General features: G+C 71.0%; 16 protein-coding genes and 1 other RNA gene. 8 read left to right on the plus strand and 9 right to left on the minus strand.

Annotated elements, in window-relative coordinates; genetic code table 11:
• The 3 genes from purD to VE172_RS03105 all read right to left on the minus strand — a co-directional run.
• Positions 1-1,151, minus strand: a 1,151-nt coding sequence (purD, locus tag VE172_RS03095) for a phosphoribosylamine--glycine ligase (protein WP_324797013.1), incomplete at its 3' end; no start/stop codon positions are given.
• A gap of 22 nt (positions 1,152-1,173) precedes the next feature.
• Positions 1,174-1,267, minus strand: an RNA gene (gene ffs, locus VE172_RS03100) — signal recognition particle sRNA small type.
• Positions 1,268-1,293: 26 nt separating this feature from the next.
• On the minus strand, positions 1,294-1,620 hold the full coding sequence (locus VE172_RS03105; RefSeq protein ID WP_349258233.1) for a sterol carrier family protein: 327 nt from the start codon (positions 1,618-1,620) through the stop codon (positions 1,294-1,296).
• Between the two features lie 191 nt (positions 1,621-1,811).
• On the opposite strand from VE172_RS03105, the gene VE172_RS03110 reads away from it, so the two are divergent.
• The 3 genes from VE172_RS03110 to purM all read left to right on the plus strand — a co-directional run bounded on the left by VE172_RS03110 (position 1,812) and on the right by purM (position 6,296).
• Positions 1,812-3,542 (plus strand): carboxypeptidase regulatory-like domain-containing protein, encoded by a 1,731-nt coding sequence (locus VE172_RS03110; RefSeq protein WP_324797019.1) that lies wholly within the window; start codon positions 1,812-1,814, stop codon positions 3,540-3,542.
• A gap of 166 nt (positions 3,543-3,708) precedes the next feature.
• On the plus strand, positions 3,709-5,217 hold the full coding sequence (gene purF / locus VE172_RS03115) for an amidophosphoribosyltransferase (protein ID WP_324797022.1): 1,509 nt from the start codon (positions 3,709-3,711) through the stop codon (positions 5,215-5,217).
• A complete protein-coding gene (gene purM / locus VE172_RS03120; RefSeq protein WP_324797025.1) occupies positions 5,214-6,296 on the plus strand; it encodes a phosphoribosylformylglycinamidine cyclo-ligase in 1,083 nt (360 codons plus the stop codon). Before purF ends, purM begins: the two co-directional genes overlap by 4 nt.
• Here the strand turns inward: purM and VE172_RS03125 are convergent.
• From VE172_RS03125 to VE172_RS03135, 3 genes are read right to left on the minus strand one after another with little or no spacing between them, the layout of a single operon-like run.
• Positions 6,281-6,691 (minus strand): RidA family protein, encoded by a 411-nt coding sequence (locus VE172_RS03125; RefSeq protein WP_324797029.1) that lies wholly within the window; start codon positions 6,689-6,691, stop codon positions 6,281-6,283. The two genes, purM and VE172_RS03125, sit on opposite strands and share 16 nt — an antisense overlap.
• The gene (locus VE172_RS03130; protein ID WP_324797032.1) at positions 6,688-7,443 is read right to left on the minus strand and encodes an SDR family NAD(P)-dependent oxidoreductase; all 756 of its coding nucleotides are present in this window, start codon (positions 7,441-7,443) and stop codon (positions 6,688-6,690) included. The genes VE172_RS03125 and VE172_RS03130 overlap by 4 nt, the downstream gene beginning before the upstream one ends.
• Positions 7,444-7,466: 23 nt before the next feature.
• A complete protein-coding gene (locus VE172_RS03135) occupies positions 7,467-8,051 on the minus strand; it encodes a TetR/AcrR family transcriptional regulator (RefSeq protein ID WP_324797034.1) in 585 nt (194 codons plus the stop codon).
• 65 nt (positions 8,052-8,116) lie between these two features.
• On the opposite strand from VE172_RS03135, the gene VE172_RS03140 reads away from it, so the two are divergent.
• From VE172_RS03140 to clpB, 4 genes are all read left to right on the plus strand, one after another.
• The gene (locus VE172_RS03140) at positions 8,117-8,974 is read left to right on the plus strand and encodes an NAD(P)H-binding protein (protein ID WP_324797036.1); all 858 of its coding nucleotides are present in this window, start codon (positions 8,117-8,119) and stop codon (positions 8,972-8,974) included.
• Positions 8,971-9,567, plus strand: a complete 597-nt coding sequence (locus VE172_RS03145) for a UbiX family flavin prenyltransferase (protein ID WP_324797039.1) — start codon at positions 8,971-8,973, stop codon at positions 9,565-9,567. Before VE172_RS03140 ends, VE172_RS03145 begins: the two co-directional genes overlap by 4 nt.
• Before the next feature lie 11 nt (positions 9,568-9,578).
• Positions 9,579-11,066 (plus strand): UbiD family decarboxylase, encoded by a 1,488-nt coding sequence (locus VE172_RS03150; protein ID WP_324797041.1) that lies wholly within the window; start codon positions 9,579-9,581, stop codon positions 11,064-11,066.
• 96 nt (positions 11,067-11,162) lie between these two features.
• Positions 11,163-13,760 carry an ATP-dependent chaperone ClpB gene (clpB, locus tag VE172_RS03155; RefSeq protein WP_324797044.1) on the plus strand — a complete coding sequence of 866 codons (2,598 nt, stop codon included), beginning with the start codon at positions 11,163-11,165 and terminating at the stop codon, positions 13,758-13,760.
• Between the two features lies 1 nt (position 13,761).
• Here clpB and VE172_RS03160 read toward each other — a convergent pair whose 3' ends face one another.
• Genes VE172_RS03160 through VE172_RS03170 form a run of 3 tightly spaced genes read right to left on the minus strand, consistent with a single transcriptional unit; the run spans position 13,762 to position 15,680 of the window.
• Positions 13,762-14,409 carry a hypothetical protein gene (locus tag VE172_RS03160; protein WP_324797047.1) on the minus strand — a complete coding sequence of 216 codons (648 nt, stop codon included), beginning with the start codon at positions 14,407-14,409 and terminating at the stop codon, positions 13,762-13,764.
• A gap of 40 nt (positions 14,410-14,449) precedes the next feature.
• Positions 14,450-14,845, minus strand: a complete 396-nt coding sequence (locus VE172_RS03165) for a VOC family protein (RefSeq protein WP_324797050.1) — start codon at positions 14,843-14,845, stop codon at positions 14,450-14,452.
• Between the two features lie 46 nt (positions 14,846-14,891).
• Complete coding sequence (locus tag VE172_RS03170) at positions 14,892-15,680, minus strand: helix-turn-helix domain-containing protein (RefSeq protein WP_324797054.1); 789 nt, start codon at positions 15,678-15,680, stop codon at positions 14,892-14,894.
• Positions 15,681-15,775: 95 nt separating this feature from the next.
• On the opposite strand from VE172_RS03170, the gene VE172_RS03175 reads away from it, so the two are divergent.
• Positions 15,776-16,387 carry a hypothetical protein gene (locus VE172_RS03175; RefSeq protein ID WP_324797056.1) on the plus strand — a complete coding sequence of 204 codons (612 nt, stop codon included), beginning with the start codon at positions 15,776-15,778 and terminating at the stop codon, positions 16,385-16,387.
• Position 16,388 lies beyond the last annotated feature (1 nt).

Genomic DNA, 16,388 nt, shown 5'->3' on the forward strand with positions numbered 1-16,388 from the left:
GCCGCGCGCCTTGCCTCCGCGATGTCCGCGCCGGAGGCCACGCAGTTGAGAACCCGTCCGCCCGCCGACACCAGCGTGCCGTCGGCGTCGGTGGCGGTGCCCGCGTGCAGCACCCCGGGCGCGTCCGCGCCGGTGACGGGCCGTCGAGCCGCGGCGCGGGTCGGGTACCCCTGCGACGCGATCACGACGCACACCGCCGCCCCGGGTTTCCAGCGCGGCGCTCCGAACGCGTCGAGCTCGCCGCGCGCCGCCGCGTTCAGCAGCCCCGCCAGCGGGGTCTCCAGCAGCGCCAGCACCGCCTGAATCTCGGGATCGCCGAAGCGGCAATTGAACTCGATGACCCGGGGCCCCTCGGAGGTCAACGCGAGTCCACAGTAGAGAACACCGATGAAGGGGGCGCCGCGCCGCGCCAGCTCGGCCAGCGTCGGCTCGGCCACCGTCGACATCACGGTGTCGACGAGGCCGGCGTCGGCCCACGGCAGGGGTGTGTACGCGCCCATGCCCCCGGTGTTGGGCCCGGTGCCGCCCTCGCCCACCCGCTTGAAATCCTGGGCGGGCAGCAGCGGCACGGCGGTGTGGCCGTCGCTGATCACGAACAGCGACACCTCGGGGCCGTCGAGGAACTCCTCGACCACCACGGTGCCGCAGCGCGCCGCGTGGGCCAGGGCCTCGGCGCGATCCTCGGTGACCACGACCCCCTTGCCCGCGGCCAGCCCGTCGTCCTTGACGACGTAGGGCGGGCCGAAGCGGTCCAGGGCCACGGCCACGGACGCCGGATCGGAACACGTGGCCGCGCGCGCGGTCGGCACGCCCGCGGCGTCCATCACGTCCTTGGCGAAGGTCTTGGAGCCCTCGATGGCGGCGGCCCGGCCCGAGGGGCCGAAGCAGGCGATCCCCTTGGCACGCACCGCGTCGGCGGCGCCGACCACCAGCGGGGCCTCGGGCCCCACCACCACCAGGTCGGCGGCGACGTCGACGGCCAGGGCCGCGATCTCGTCGGGGTCGCCGGTGTCGACCGGGCGGCACTCGGCGAGCGACGCCATTCCGGGATTGCCTGGGGCACAAATGAGCTGGGAGACGGCCGGGTCGGCGGCCAGCGAAGCCGCCAGGGCGTGTTCGCGCCCTCCCGTGCCGATGAGCAGAACTCGCACGGCAGAAGTGTATGGGGGCACAAAAAGGGCTTCTCGCGCACCCGCCAGAGCCCGCTTATCCTTGCTGCCTTCCGGCCCTGGGGAGGTTCACGGGGTAACGCCGCGCGAGAAGCGCCGGTAAGCCTAACAGGTGCCCGCGGCGTCACGCCAAGGGCAGCAGGTCGGTGAGGTCGGCGCGCACGCCGCTGGCGCGGACCCGCCCGTCGGCCACCGCGTCGGCGAAGGCCAGACGCCCCGCCGCCAGCGCCAGAAAGGTGAGCGGGTCGCACTCGACGACGTTGGGCGGCGTGCCGCGGGTGTGGCGCGGGCCGTCCACGCACTGGACGGCGCCGAACGGCGGCACCCGCACCTCCACCGACTTGCCGGGGGCGTTGCCGGCCAGGCGCGCCAACAGGGCGCGCACCGCGTCGCGTTGCAGGTCCCGGGGCGGGCCGTCGGGGGTGTCGAGGGCGGCGATCGCCGCGGGAATGGACTCGGGATCGGTGACGGCGGACACGCCGTCACGATACTCCGCGTTCTCCGTAACGATTTGCGGACAAATCGGCGCGACACGACCCCCGCACTGGCGGGGCGTGTCAAAGGCAAGGCATAGTGGCGACGTCGGATAAAGACGCGGCTGGTGCGTGCCCGTGCCGCCCGTGCGTCAAGGAGCATTGAGTCGTGACATCCCCAACGCCGCAAAGATTCCGGTCCGGCCACCGGTCCGTCAGCGCCGTGGTCGGCGGGCTTGCCACGGTGGCGGCCGTGTTGATCGTCGCCGTCGGCTTCCCGGCCCCGGCGTTCGCCTCCGACATCGCCCTGCAGTTCGACAACCCGAACGTCTCGGTCACCACGGGCAAGGGGCCCGCGACCGTCAACCTCAACTTCGGGGCCATGCAGGACGCCAAGGACGTCAAGGTCGACGTGTCCAGCGACAAGGCCGACTACGTCGACATCAAGGTGGACAAGGGAAACTGCGCCCAGGCCAGCGGCGCCTCGGTGACCTGTAAGCACCTGCGGCCCGGGGAGGCCAAGTCGGTCCCGGTCACGATCACCCCGAAGGACGGCACCGACCTCGCCGAGGGCGACACGGTCGCCGGCACCATCACCGCCACGGTCGCCGGGCCGAACGCGGGGACGACCACGACGGCGCTGAGCATCGTCGGCGGCGAGTCGGGCACCAACCAGATCACCGGCACGGTCCTGGACCTCAAGAAGAAGCCCGTGAAGGACGCCCAGGTCACGATCTGGGACGGGGAACAGAAGAAGCACGGTCCCAGGAACACCGACGACAAGGGCAAGTTCACCATCGAGGAGCACTTCGCCGAGGGCCAGGGCAAGATCGAGGTCAAGAAGAGCGGGTACACGACCTACAGCGACACGGTTCCGATCAGCACCGGCAGCAACAGCCCGATCGAGGTCCCGTTCGAGAAGAAGGCCTCCCACAAGGACGACCCGACGACCAAGGCGGCGAACTCCTCGCAGCCGAACGTCAGCGACCCGGGGCTGGGCGCCACGGGTTGGATCATCGTGATTCTCGGCACGCTGCTGGTGATCGGCGGCATCGTGGCGATCGTCATGCTGCTGCGCCGCGGCAAGGACGACGAGGAAGAGGAGGACGAGGACCTCGACGCGAACATCGCGCCGATCCACCGTCCCACCGCCACCCAGACCGGGCAGCTGGGCGTGTACGACGCGGCGTCCCGGCGTCCCGGCATGGACTCGCCGACCATGATCCACAATGGTCCGCTGTACGACGACGACGAGCTGGCGCGCTACGGCAGCAACCCGGGCGGCCCGGGCGCCGGCCCCGCGGCGTCGGGATTCGGCCCCGCGTATGGGGATCAGCGCCCCACCGAGATGGTGAATCCGCACGCCGAGCCCGTCTCGGGCGCGACGCAGCGGTACCCCGCCGCCCAGCCCGAGGCGCCGACCTCGGGGGCCACCCAGATGTATCCGTCCGCGCCCACCTCGGGGGCGACGCAGATGTACGGAGCGGCGACGCCCGAACCGCGGTCCGGTGGCGGGTACCAGGGATATCAGTCGCCGCCGTCGCAGGACCAGTACGGATACGGATCGGCCGACCAGTACCGCGAACCCGGCCAGGAGCAATACCGCGGCGCGCCGCAGGACCAGTACGTCGCCCCGCAAGAGCCGTACGTCGCCCCGCAGGAGCCGTACCGCGGCGGAGCGCCCGACCCGTACGCGCCGGGCGCGGGCGGCCAGGACCCCTATCGCGGCGGGGCGCCGGACCCGTACGGCGGAGGCGGCCAGGACCAGCAGCAGTACCGCGGCGGCCAGCAGGATCAGTACGGCTACGGCCCGGCCGACCAGTACCGCGACCCCGCGCCGCGGCAGCCCGGCGGCCGGCACTACCGCGAGGACGACGACGACCGCCCGCATTCGTGGTGATCTTCGCCAAAGGGACGCCGAAACTCCGCCGGGACGCCCCCTGCCTTGCCCGAAAGGGCTAGTTCGGGTGGCGCGCGTTGCCCATCGGCCCTATAAGATGCCCATACAGGCTCGCGAAGGCGACGCGGTTCGCCGACGCACATCCAACACTCTCAAGGAGTTTCCAGTGGCCCGAGGTGACGGGCGGCTCACCCACGACCTCGAACACGGTGACGACTCCGCTCCCAAGGACGAATGCGGTGTCTTCGGGGTGTGGGCGCCGGGGGACGAAGTCGCCAAGTTGACCTATTTCGGCCTGTACGCGTTGCAGCATCGCGGGCAGGAGGCCGCGGGCATCGCGGTGTCGGACGGGGCGGCCGTCACCGTCTTCAAGGATCTCGGGCTGGTGGCCCAGGTCTTCGACGAACCCACCCTGGCGCCGCTCACCGGGCACCTGGCCATCGGTCACGCCCGCTACTCCACCACGGGGTCACCCACCTGGGAAAACGCCCAGCCCACCCTGCGATCCACGTCCACCGGGACCACGATCGCCTTGGGGCACAACGGGAACCTCACCAACACCGCCGAGCTGGCCGCCGAGTGCGCGTCGCTGGGCATCGACACCGAGGGCACCACCTCCGACACCGCGCTGGTCACCGCGCTGCTGACGTCCTATCCGGACGAATCGGTGGAGGCCGCGTCCCTGCGGGTGCTGCCGCGGCTGCGCGGCGCCTTCAGCTTCGTATTCATGGACGACAACACGCTGTACGCCGCGCGCGACGCGGCCGGGGTGCGCCCGCTGGTGCTGGGCCGCCTGGAGCGGGGTTGGGTGGTGGCCAGCGAGACCGCTGCCCTGGACACCGTCGGCGCGTCCACGGTGCGCGAGGTGGAGCCCGGCGAGCTGATCGCCATCGACGAGCACGGGCTGCGCAGCGCGCGCTTCGCCAACCCCGAACCCAAGGGCTGCCTGTTCGAATACGTGTACCTGGCCCGCCCCGACTCCACCATCTCCGGGCGGGGCATCTACTCGACCCGCGTCGACATTGGACGAAACCTGGCGCGGGAGTACCCCGCCGAGGCCGACCTGGTGATCCCGGTGCCGGAGTCGGGGGTGCCCGCGGCGATCGGCTACGCCGACGAGTCGGGGATCCCCTTCGGGCTGGGCTTCACCAAGAATTCATACGTGGGCCGCACCTTCATCCAACCGTCTCAGACGCTGCGGCAGGTCGGCATCCAGCTGAAGCTCAACCCGATCCGGGACAAGGTGCGCGGCAAGCGCATCGTCGTGGTGGACGACTCGATCGTGCGCGGCAACACCCAGCGCGCCCAGGTGCGGATGCTGCGCGAGGCGGGCGCGGTGGAGGTGCACGTGCGGATCTCCTCCCCGCCGGTGAAATGGCCCTGCTTCTACGGCATCGACTTCGCCACCAAGGCCGAGCTGATCGCCGACAACCTGGACATCGAGGGAATCCGGCGCTCGATCGGCGCCGACTCGCTGGGCTACGTCTCGTTGGAGGGGCTGGTCTCGGCGACCGAGCAGCCCGCCACCCGGCTGTGCCAGGCGTGTTTCAACGGCGAGTACCCGATCGGCCTGCCCGAGGGCGACGTGATCGGCAAGCACCTCCTGGAAGGTCTGGATCGGCGCTCCGGCACCGATGCGGGCGACACCGTCGCGAAGGAAGATGCCAGCGCATGACGACCGAACGCAAGATCACCCCCTGGCGGGCGCCGTCCTATAAGGATGCCGGCGTGGACATCGAGGCCGGTGATCGCGCCGTCGAGGGCCTGAAGTCCAAGATCCGCAAGGCGACCCGGCCCGAGGTCGTGGGCGGCATCGGCGGCTTCGCGGGCCTGTTCGCGCTGGACACCCAGAAGTATCGGCAGCCGCTGTTGGCGTCGTCGACCGACGGGGTCGGCACCAAGCTGGTGATCGCCCAGCGGATGGGCATCCACGACACGGTGGGCATCGACCTGGTGGCCATGGTGGTGGACGACCTGGTGGTGTGCGGGGCCGAGCCGCTGTTCCTGCTGGACTACATCGCCTGCGGCAAGGTGATTCCCGAGCGCATCGTCGACATCGGGGCCGGGATCACCGACGGCTGCCGCTACGCGGGCTGCGCGCTGATCGGCGGCGAGATCGCCGAGCACCCGGGCGTGTTGGAGGCCAACGAGTACGACGTGTCGGCCACCGGGGTCGGCGTCGTGGAGGCCGACGACCAGCTCGGCCCCGACAAGGTGGTGGCCGGCGACGTGGTCATCGGCATGGCCTCGTCGGGCCTGCACTCCAACGGTTTCTCGCTGGTGCGTCACGTCCTGCTCGGCGAGCAGGGCATGTCGCTGGACACGGTGGTGCCGGAGTTCGGCCGGCAGCGCACCCTCGGCGAGGAGCTGCTGACGCCGACCAAGATCTACGCCCGCGACTGCCTGGCCATCATCGCCGAGTGCGAGGTGCATTCCTTCGCGCACATCACCGGCGGCGGCGTCCCGGGCAACATCGTCCGCATCCTGCCGCCCGACCTGGACGCGGTCATCGACCGCGCCAGCTGGAAGCCGCAGCCGGTGTTCGATCTGGTGGCGCGCATGGGAAAGGTGCCCGCCGCCGAGATGGAGCGCACCTTCAACATGGGCATGGGCATGGCCGCGGTGGTGCCCGGCGACCAGGTAGACCGCACCATGGCGCTGCTGACCGCCCGGGGCGTCGACTCGTGGGTGGCCGGAAAGATCGAGGACGGCCGCGGCGAGGTGCGGCTGTCGGGCGATTACCGCTCGGAGTAGGGGATCACGGCGACGCCCTCGATCTCGACCAGCGCCTCGTCGTCCCAGAGCCGGGCGACGCCGATGCCGGCGGTGGCCGGGTAGCGGCGCCCCGCCAGCTGGCGCCACACCGCGCCGATCTCGCGGGCGTGGGCCTTGTAGTCGTCGACGTCGGTCATGTAGATGCGCACCGACACCAGATTGTCGGAGCGGCCGCCCGCCGCGTTCAGCGCGGTGAGCAAATTGGACAGACACTGGGCGAACTGGGTGACCACGTCGCCGACGCCGACGATCTCGCCGTGGCCGTTGAGCGCGGTCTGGCCCGCTAGGTAGACGGTGCGGCCCGGATCGGCGACCACCGCGTGGGAGAAGCCCGAGGGCCGGGCGAGCTGCACGGGGTTGAGGTAGCGGTTCATGACTGGACCGTCCCGCCGTCGACGTTGATTCCCTGACCGGTGATGCCGGAGTTGTTGACGCACAACATGATCGCGTCGGTCACCTCCTCGGGGGTGATGAGGCGCCCGATGGGCTGTTTGGCGTCGAGGAAGGCGCGGGCCGCCTCGGGCGAGCGCCCGGTCTTGTCGGTGATGGCGGCGATGGAGGCCGCGGTCATCGACGTGTCCACATAGCCCGGACACACGGCGTTGACGGTGACGCCGGTGGAGGCCAGCTCGGCGGCGGCGGAGCGCACCAGCCCGAGCAGCCCGTGCTTGGCGGCGGTGTAGGCCGCGATGTAGGGCTCGCCGATCTTGGAGGCCATGGACGCCACGGCCACGATCCGCCCGAAGCCGCGCTCCTTCATGGACGGTATGGCGCGGCGCAGGCAGCGAAACGGCGCGGTGAGGTTGACGTCGAGCTGGGCGGACCAGTCGGCGTCGGTGACGCGGGGCAGCGGGGCGGAGGTGGCGGAGCCCGCGTTGAGCACCAGCACGTCCACGGGACCGAGGGCGTCCTCGACGGCGGCGAAGATCCGGTGCGCGGAGTCGGCGTCGGTGATGTCGGCGGGAATCACCAGGGTCTCGCCGGGGCAGTCGGCGGCGACGGCGGCGAGCTGATCGGCGCTGCGCGCGGTCAGCGCGACCCGGTGGCCCTGTTGGGAAAGCCGCACCGCGATCGCGCGCCCGATGCCCCTTCCGGCGCCGGTGACCAGGGCGGTGGGTGAGGTCATTGCCGTACTCTAGCCGCCCACCATCAGTCGGGAGTCCGCCCGCCGAGCGCGCGCCATATCAGGGTGGCCGTGCGTTCGGGCCAGCGCTCCGGGGCGGGGTCGCCCGCGAGTTCGCGGCCGTACCAGCAGCCGGTGCACATGGTCAACGCGATCTCCAGGTCGGCATCGGCATCGATGTGCCCGAGCCGTCGCGCGGTCTCGAGGATGTCGCTCAGGCGCCCGCGTCGCGGTGCGACCACCGTGGCGCGGTAACGGGCGCGCACGTCGGGATCGGTGGTGTCCTGGAGCATGGTGCCCACCAACGACAGTCGCCCGGGTTGCGAGACCCCGCGCTGGTAGTCGGCGAGCTCGGCGACCAGCGCGGAGTACGGGTCGGCGAGTTCCGCGCCGTGAGGTTCCCGTTCCTCCAGGGTCTTGATCACGGCCGCGGCGAGGTCGGCCTTGCGGGGCCAGCGCCGGTACAGGGCCTGGCGGGTGGTACCGGCCTCCTCCGCGATGGTCGCCAGGGACATGGCTATGTACCCGTTGCTCGCCAGACTGCGGGCCGCCACGGCCAGGACACGGTCGTCGATCCCGGCGTCGCGCGCTCGTCCTTGTCGACCGCTCATGCCTCTACTTCCAATGCAACACTGTATTGTATTGTTTCGCTCGCCATCCACAGAGAGTAGGAGCCATGATATTGGTGACCGGTGCCAGCGGCACCGTCGGTGCGTTGCTGGTCGAGGAGCTGCGGGCCCGAGACCGGCCGGTGCGGGCCATGCTGCGCGATGTCGCAGCGGCATCGACCCGGTGGGACGCCAAGACGCGACCCGTCGTCGCGGACTTCGCCGACCCGGCGTCGCTGGACGCCGCGGTGGCGGCCGTGGACGCGATCTATCTGCTGGCGGCGGTGCATCCCGAGATGGCCGCGCACGAACGCAACGTGATCGACGCGGCCGCGCGGTCCGATGCCCGTCCCAGAATCGTGCTGCACGCCGCCGCCGGTGTCGACGCACGGCCCGAGGGCGTGCGGTTCCTGACGGCGCACGCCCGGGCGCTCGATCACCTGCGGGCGTCAGGTCTGGACTGGACCGTCCTGGCCCCCAACGGCTTCTTCCAGAACTTCCTGGGCATGGCACCGTCCGTCAAGGCGGGCGGGATAGCGCTGCCCGCCGGGAACGCCGCGGTATCCTATGTGGATGCCAGGGACGTCGCGGCGGTCGCCGCGCACGTGCTGACCAGCGACGGCCACGCCGGGCGGATCTACCCGGTCACCGGCCCGCGCGCCCTCACCCACGGCGAGATCGCCGAAGCCCTCGGCGCGGCGGCGAACCGGACCGTGACGTACCGGGCCGTGACCGGCGAGCAGGCTCGAGACGCCATGCTCGCCGCCGGTCTGGACACGTGGCGCGTCGACGGCCTGGTCGAGCTGTACGGGATGTACGCGTCCGGGTTCGCCGCGCGGGTCTCGGACACCGTGCCCACGCTGCTGAGGCGTCCGGCCCGGTCGTTCGACGAGTTCCTGGCCGCCCACCCCGGGGTGTTTCGTTGAACACCAACCGTCCGACGCGGCTGGTGGTGGGCATCAGCGGCGCCACCGGGATCGCCTACGGCGTCGAGGTGCTCCGGCTGGCACGCGAGGCCGGCGCGGAGACTCATCTGGTCGTCACCCCCGCCGGACAGCTGACCCGGGCCCACGAAACCGACCTGACGGCCCGCCAGCTGTCGGCGCTCGCCGATGTGGTCTACCGTCCGGCCGACATCGGCGCGGCCATCGCCTCGGGCTCGTATCGCCACGACGGGATGATCGTCGCCCCGTGCTCCTCCCGGACGCTGTCGGCGATCGCGTACGGCAACGGCGACAACGCACTCACGCGAGCGGCCGACGTCACGCTCAAGGAACGCCGCCGCCTGGTGCTGATGGTGCGCGAGACCCCGCTGGCACTCGGGCACCTGCGCGCCATGACCACGGTGACCGAATCCGGCGGGATCATCATGCCGCCCGTTCCCGCCTGGTACCAGCGTCCCGACAGCCTCGACGCCCTCATCACGCACACCGCCGCCCGCGCGCTCGACCTGGTGGGCGTCGACATCGACTCCGTGCCCCGCTGGGGCGAGGAACCCGAGCCATCCCGAAACCCTTGAGAGAGACCGACATGAATCATCTACGTTCCCTGCGGGAATTCATCGACGAGCTCGACACCATCGGCGAGATCCAGCGGGTCGACACCGAGGTCGACTGGAGGCTGGAAATCGGCGCCATCATCCGCCGCGGCTACGACCTGACGGCACCGGCGCCGCTGTTCACCAACATCACCGGCTACACCGACACCCGCTTCCGCGTACTGGGCGCACCGGGCGGGCTCGGCGGCCCCGGCCGCCGCCTGGCCCGGGTCGCCCTGGCCCTGGGGCTTCCGCCCACCGCGTCCGGACAGGACATCGTGGAGGCGATCGTCGCCGCCCGCTCGAAACCGGGCATCCCCCCGGTAGCCGTGGCCAGCGAGGGCGCGCCGTGCAAGCAGAACATCGTGCGCGGCGACGACATCGACTTGCTGGCCTTCCCCACTCCACTGATCCACGGCAACGACGGCGGTCGGTACATCCAGACCTACGGGATGAACATCGCCAAGACCCCCGACGGGTCGTGGACCAACTGGTCGATCAACCGCATGATGATCGCGGGCAGGGACACCCTGGCCTGCCTGATACCCGGCCCGCAGCACCTGGGGATCATCCGAGCCCAGTGGGGCAAGATCGGCAAACCGATGCCGATCGCGCTCGCGCTCGGCGTCGAGCCGGGTCTGCCCTACGTCGGGGCGATGCCGCTGCCGGAGAACGCGGACGAGAGCCATTTCCTGGGCGCGCTGTTCGGCGAGGGACTGGAGGTCGTGCCCGCCGAGACCGTGGACCTGATGGTGCCCGCCACCTCCGAGATCGTCATCGAGGGCCACATCGCGTTCGAGGACGAGGCGATGGAGGGACCCATGAACGAGTATCCGGGCTACATCGCCGTCGACGCCTCACCCAAGCCGCTGTTCAGGGTCAGCGCCGTCACGTATCGCGACGACGCCATCCTGCCGGTGGTGGCCGCCGGCCCGCCGGTGGAGGAGGACCACACCGGCACCGGCACCATGCACGCCGCCGAGATCCTCTACCAGCTGCGCGAAGCCGGCCTCCCCGTCGCCTCGACGTGGTTTTCCTACGAGTCGGCCCTGCACTGGCTGATCGTCTCGGTCCGGCGGGACTGGCGCGAGACGCTGAACATCCAGTCCCGAGAACTGGCGCAGCGGATCGGCGACATCATCTTCGCGGGCAAGGCCGGGTTCGGCGTGCCGAAGGTGCTGCTGGTCGAGGACGACATCGACATCACCAACGTCGACGAGGTCGTGTGGGCCTTCGCCACCCGCACCCACCCCGAACACGGCGAGGTCCACTTCCCGGCCGAACCCACCGCCGCTTTGTCGGTGTACCTCGACGAACAGGAGCAGCACAGCTACCGCGCCGGCAAGGTCATCCACAATTGCCTGCTCGCCGAGCTGCACCCTGAGGGCCAACGGCCGGTCAAGGGCAGCTTCGCCAACGGCTGGCCCGCCGAGATCCAGCAACGCGTGCTGAACAACTGGAACTCGTACGGCTATGAATAGGCTTCGGTGAGGGCTGTGTCAATCGGGCTGGCATCCCAGGGTTGAGCGTAATAGACTCAACTTTCGAGAATTGACGAGCCACCACGGGAGGCACCTTTGAACGTTGATCGGTTGACCACCAAGAGCCGCGAGGTGATCTCCGCGGCCGCGGCGGACGCCGCGCAGTCCGGGCACGCCACGGTCGAGTCGTGGCACCTGCTGTCCGCGCTGCTGCGCGGCGACGGCTCCACCGCCCCGGCGCTGCTGCGCGCGGTGGGCGCCGATCCCAACGCCCTGCTCGCCACCGCCGAGGAGGGCCTGAAGGCGCTGCCCAGCGCCCGCGGCTCGTCCATGGCCGAACCCTCCATGTCGCGCGAGCTGCTCAACGCCATCAACGGCGCCGACCGCCTCGCCGCGGCCGGGGGCGACGACTACGTGTCGACCGAGCACCTGCTGGCCGGGCTGGCGCAGGTCGGCGGGCCCTGCGGCGAGGCGCTGCAGGCCGCGGGCGCCACCGAGAAGACCCTGGTCGAGGCGTTCCCCACCATCCGCGGCGGCGACCGCAAGGTCACCTCCGCCGACCCCGAGGGCAGCTACAAGGCCCTGGACAAGTACGGCATCGACCTCACCGAGGCCGCCCGCGAGGGACGGGTGGACCCGGTGATCGGTCGCGACACCGAGATCCGGCGCGTGATCCAGGTGCTGTCGCGCCGCACCAAGAACAACCCCGTCCTGATCGGCGAGCCCGGGGTCGGCAAGACCGCGATCGCCGAGGGCCTGGCCCAGCGGATCGTCGCCGGTGACGTCCCCGAGTCGCTGCGCGACCGCCGCGTGGTGTCGCTGGACCTGGGCGCGATGGTCGCCGGGGCCCAGTACCGCGGCCAGTTCGAGGAGCGCCTCAAGGGCGTGCTCGAGGAGATCAAGGGCTCCGACGGCCAGATCATCACCTTCCTGGACGAGCTGCACACCATGGTGGGCGCGGGCAAGTCCGAGGGCTCGATGGACGCGTCCAACATGCTGAAACCGATGCTGGCCCGCGGCGAGCTCCGCATGGTCGGCGCCACCACCTTGGACGAATACCGCCAGCACATCGAGAAGGACCCGGCCCTGGAGCGCCGCTTCCAGCCCGTGCTGGTGGGCGAGCCGTCCATCACCGACACCGTCGGCATCCTGCGCGGGCTCAAGGAACGCTACGAGGTGCACCACGGCGTGCGCATCACCGACGGCGCCCTGGTGGCCGCGGCGTCCCTTTCAGACCGTTACATCACCGACCGTTTCCTTCCCGACAAGGCCATCGACCTGATCGACGAGGCCGCCAGCCGCCTGCGCATGGAGATCGACTCGCGACCCGTCGAGGTCGACGAGATCGAGCGCGCCGTCAAGCGCCTCGAGATCGAGGAGATGGCGCTGGCCAAGGAGGACGACCCCGCCTCGCGGGAGCGCCTGGAGCGGCTGCGCCGCGAACTGGCCGACCGCCGCGAGGAGCTCACCGCGATCTCGCAGCGCTGGTCCACCGAGAAGGACCACATCACCGCGATCTCCCAGACCAAGGAGGAGCTGGAGCAGCTGCGCGGCCAGGCCGACCGCGCCGAGCGCGACTCCGACCTCGCCGCCGCCTCCGAGCTGCGCTACGGCCGCATCCCCGAGCTGGAACGCGATCTCGCCACCGCCGAGTCCGAGCTGCTGAAGCTCCAGACCTCGGGCGCCATGCTCAAGGAGGAGGTCGAAAGCGACGACATCGCCGAGGTGGTGTCGGCGTGGACGGGCATTCCCGCGGGCCGACTGCTGGAGGCCGAGACCGCCAAGCTGCTGCGCATGGAGGACGAGCTCGGCAAGCGGGTCGTCGGCCAGGACGCGGCGGTGCGCGAGGTCTCCGACGCGGTGCGCCGCGCCCGCGCGGGCATCGCCGACGAGAACCGCCCCACGGGCTCCTTCCTGTTCTGCGGCCCCACGGGCGTCGGCAAGACCGAGCTCGCCAAGGCCCTGGCGGCCTTCCTGTTCGACGACGAGCGCGCCATGGTCCGCATCGACATGAGCGAATACTCCGAGCGGCACTCGGTGGCCCGCCTGGTCGGCGCGCCCCCCGGCTACGTCGGTTACGAGGAGGGCGGCCAGCTCACCGAGGCGGTGCGCCGCCGCCCCTACTCGGTGGTGCTGCTCGACGAGGTGGAAAAGGCCCACCCCGGCGTCTTCGACACCCTGCTCCAGGTGCTGGACGACGGCCGCCTCACCGACGGCCAGGGCCGCACGGTCGACTTCCGCAACACCATCCTGATCATGACGTCCAATCTGGGCTCCACGTCGATCACCGACCCGACCCTGTCGCCCGAACAGCGCACCGACGCGGTCCTGGCCAGCGTCCGCGCCCACTTCAAGCCCGAGTTCCTCAACCGCCTGGACGACATCGTGGTGTTCGACGCGCTGTCGGGCGAGCAGCTGAAGTCCATAGTCGACGTCCAGCTCGGCCGCCTGGCCGACCGCCTCGCCGACCGCCGCCTCCACCTCGACGTCGACGACGCCGCCCGCGGCTGGCTCGCCGACCGCGGCTTCGACCCCGTCTACGGCGCCCGCCCGCTGCGGCGCCTCGTCCAAAGCGCCATCGGCGACCCCCTGGCCCGCGACCTGCTCGCGGCCAAGGTCCGCGACGGCGACACGGTGTCGGTGAGCGTGTCGGCGGACGGCAACTCCCTGTCGGTGTCGCGCGCCGAGGACTGACTCACGCGAGGCCGGCCGACTTTCGCAGCTCGGCCAGCTCCCGCGGGGTCGTCATGCGTGCGATGGCCGCGATGTCGCAGATGTACTCGCGTTGATGCGGCGGGAAATCGCGGGCGATCCGTTCGGGGTCCTCCCGCAGCGCTCGGTACAGCTCCCTGCCCTCGACATAGAACAGGTCGACGAACGTGACGTCGTCGGCGGCGCTCTTCATGACGTTGCTCGGGTTGTGGTCGATCCCGCCCCAGAACGGGATCGCCTCGGCGGCCTCGGCGTGGAGAAGCTCGGCCTCGCGGCGGACCTCGGTGACGGGATCGTGCGGCGCCGCGGCGTCCCAGCGTTGCCACACCGCGGCGGCCTCGGGCGGCTCGGTGGGCAGGAGAAACTCCAGCACCGTCACGCGCCCGCCGCCCGCCAGCGGCGCGTCGAAGTGGACGCGGGGCAGCAGGGGGTGCCCCGCGAGGCGACGGCACAGCCTCACGAACACCTCGTAGGCGGGTTCGAAGGGACTGATCCGCGCCACCCGCTCGCCATCGGGCGAGCGCCACACGGTGGCCCAATCCCCGATGCCGCAGGCACTCCAGCCGTCGGCGAGCAGGCGCGCCGTCGCGTCGCGGTGCGATGACCCGTGCATGGACTCCAGCAAACCCATGGGGCGCAATCTAAGCGATGTCCGCGGCGCGCGGCGGGGATTATTCGGCGTCGATGGGTTGGTGGATGTGCCAGTGGTGGCCGAAGGGGTCGCGGAAGCGGCCGTCGCGCAGGCCGTAGTCGGAGTCGCTGACGGGGAACAGGACCGTGGCGCCCGCGTCGCTCAGGCGGTCGGCGAGGGCGTCGACGTCGGTGGTGGCGATGGACATGATGACGGGGGTGCCGCCCAGGTCGTCGGGGGACCTGTCGACCTCGTCGGCGTCCTTGAGGTCGATGACGATGTCGCCGATGCGGAGTTCGGCGTGGGCGATGGCGCCGTCGTAGGCGAAGCGGGAGACCTCGACCGCGTCGAAGGCCCGGGCGTAGAAGGCGATGGCGCGGTCGGCGTCGGAGACCGCGAGGCGGGCCGTGATGGCGGTGATCGAGAAATCAGTCATGGCCCCATCCTGAATGGTCGGGGTCGGGCGGGCTTGTAAAAAATGATCAATCGCGGACGTGATTGTGGGCGTCGGGGGAGACGGGGCGGTAGGCCGACGGGCTGGCTCCGCTGAAGGTCCGGAATTCGTGGGCCATGTGCGCCTGGTCGTAGAAGCCCTGGTCGGCGGCGACGCGGGCGAGCTGGGAGTGGGGGCGGTTGAGGGCGCGCAGGGTGCGCTGGAAGCGGAGGAGGCGGGCGTAGAGCTTGGGGGTGACGCCGACGCGGTCGCCGAAGCGGCGGGCGAAGCGGCCCGGGAGGAGGCCGAGGCGGTCGGTGACAGCGGCGACGGGGAGTCCGCGGGACAGGGCGGCGACGGCGTAGGTGACGGCGGGGTCCGTGGCGGTGCCGAGGGCGCGGGCGGCGAGGAGGTCCTCGAAGAGGCCGACGCGGGCGGCGGCGCCGTCGGCCTCGAGGAGGCGCTCGCGCAGGACGGCGCCCTCGCGTCGCCACAGGTCGTCGAGGCCGATCAGGCCATCGCGGAGCTCGCCGCCGGGCACCGGGAGGAACGGCACCGAGCCGCCGGGGCGGAAGGTCGCGCCGATGACGTGGTGGGTCTCGGAGGCGTCGATGAGGGTGGGGCGCGAGGTGGCGCCGTGCACGATGGCGCCGCCGAAGCGGCGTTCGCGCCCACCGTCGAAGGAGTGGATCTGGTCGCGGGCCAGGTTGACGATCAGGGCGGCGGTCGCGTTGGGCAGCACGCGTTCGCGGCCGCTCGACGGGGGCTGGTCGACGTACCAGATCGCCTCGACGAACGGCGCCAGGATCGGCGATCGCGGCGCCCGGTGCACGTACATGACCCCTCCAGGTTAGGGCCTGATCCGTGGTCTCGCGCCGCTCGACGCTCACGGTGACGACCGGGGAGGCGGGGCGCGGCAGTAGGGTGTGGCCCATGTTCACCGTGCCCGAATCGCAGGTGCCGCAGACGCCCACGCCGCTGTACGCCGGGGTGTTCGCGGGTTTCGGCAGCGTGCTGTTCGCGCTGGTCGAGGGCTACTTCTGGATCAGCGTCTACAACTCGCTGATCGCCCTGATCCCCGCCGATGTCGCGCAGGACGCCCAGAGCCAGGATTCTCTCAACGGCGCCAAGGTGATGCTGATAACCGTGGTGGTGATCAGCGGGTTGATCGCGGTGGCGCTGGCGATCGGCGGGGTGCTGGCGCTGCGGCGGCTCAACGGCGGGCGCATCATGATGTGGATCGCGGGCGGAATCACCATCGCCTATCACATGTGTTGCAGCGGATACATTCTCATCTTCCGCACCGCGATCACCGCTGCCATCGACCAGGAGAACGCCCGCAACGGCACCGACTACGACGTCTCCGAACACTTTCCACTGTGGCAGGTGGACCTCGCGGTGCTGTTCGGCTTCTGCGCGGGCCTCGCCGCGATCGCGGCGGTGACCCTGATCGCGCAGCGCTCCGTCAACCAGTTCTACCGCGCGCTGCGCACTCCCCCGCCGCAGGGCGGTTTCGCCGCGCCCGGGTCACCGGGCGCCTGGTGAC

The sequence above is a fragment of the Stackebrandtia sp. genome (assembly GCF_035643755.1).
Taxonomy (GTDB): Bacteria; Actinomycetota; Actinomycetes; order Mycobacteriales; family Micromonosporaceae; genus Stackebrandtia.